Origin of the sequence: Vibrio sp. 1874, from assembly GCF_033344395.1 — a bacterium.
GTDB classification, from domain to species: Bacteria; Pseudomonadota; Gammaproteobacteria; order Enterobacterales; family Vibrionaceae; genus Vibrio; species Vibrio alginolyticus.
This window is the reverse complement of sequence record NZ_JAWPOR010000105.1, coordinates 1-1264: the sequence shown is the minus strand read 5'-3', so window position 1 is coordinate 1264 and position 1264 is coordinate 1. Positions and strand designations below refer to the sequence as shown.

Annotated in this window: 1 protein-coding gene; it reads right to left on the bottom strand. The window is 46.2% G+C overall.

What is annotated here, in order from left to right; all coding sequences use genetic code 11:
• On the bottom strand, nucleotides 1-1264 hold a 1264-nt coding region (locus tag R8N46_RS24875), incomplete at both ends, for a DUF3360 family protein (RefSeq protein ID WP_318189730.1).

The following is a 1264-nucleotide window of genomic DNA, read 5'->3' as shown; positions in this document are numbered from 1 at the left end:
TTTGATGCCATACTGGCCTTCTAGCATACCAACTGCAAGCATAGCGACCAAACAGATAACAAGTACGCTTACTGGGATCACAATCTTGTCTACGAATGACAGGCGAGCTGCACGCTCTTTGTCACCAATTAGACCGTTGTTATCAAGTAGCATTGTTAATGCCCATGCTAGTACAGGGTTAACGACGGCAGAACCGAAAATACAGATACCCGCTGCTTGAGAGTCTTTAGAGTCTTTCACCATTTGCATACCAGCTTCAAGTAGAGGTAGAGATACACCAACAAGAAGAGCGACACGCATTACTGGTGGCCATACTGCGATGTCCATTGGGAAGCCAAGGATCGCGATGATCATCACTAGAAGACCAAGAAGGATAGCACCGCCAGGAATTGGACGTTTTGCAATCGCTGCTGGGATCATGTAAGTACCCCAAGATGAAGTGATGTTACCAACACCTACCGCTGTACCTACCATCTGACGGATAGAACACATAGTCATTGTGTCATCAACGTCCATTAGTACTTTTTCAGTCTTTTTAGGGTAGTTAAGTTCTTGGAAAATACGATGACCTAAGAAGTCAGGAGACCACATTGCTACTGCTAGGATTGCAAAAGGCAGTGACGCGATGAAGTGTTCCATATTAGGAAGACCGAGCATCCAACCTTCTTCAGTGCTGCCCCACCAGTAAACAGGGTTTAGATTTGGTAGACCAGTTTCAGTGACGAATTTGATGTCAAAACCAGCACCTAGCACTAGAGCGATAATAAGGCCTGTGAAAGCACACACTGGAATCGCAAGCCAACGTTTGTTCACTTTTGCAAGGAAAGCGTATAGTGCGATAGTCACTGCAAGCACGATCAGACCCACGTAACCCATGCTGCCAGCTTCAACAGTAGAAGATTGTAGACCAACCGCCCATTCTTGAATCGAGTTGATTTGGCTCATGGTACCCGTCAAGCCCAAGAAAATGAGCAAGCCACCAGCTGTACCCTCTGAGGTGAGGTTCACTAGTTTGGAACCGCCTTTCAAGAAGCTAAGTAGAAGACCGAATACACCAATAAGAATTGCCAATGCAAGAGGGTGAGCACCAGCAAGAGCGATGGTACCAATAAGAGGGATCATTGGACCGTGGTTACCTGCTAAGTTGGCTTTCGGGTTGATAAAGCCAGAAGCAAGCACACAGAAAAGTAGTGCAGGGATTAGCATTTCTACACGCGCAACTTCAATGGCAAAATCTTTACCTAAGTTAACGTGGTCCCATGCT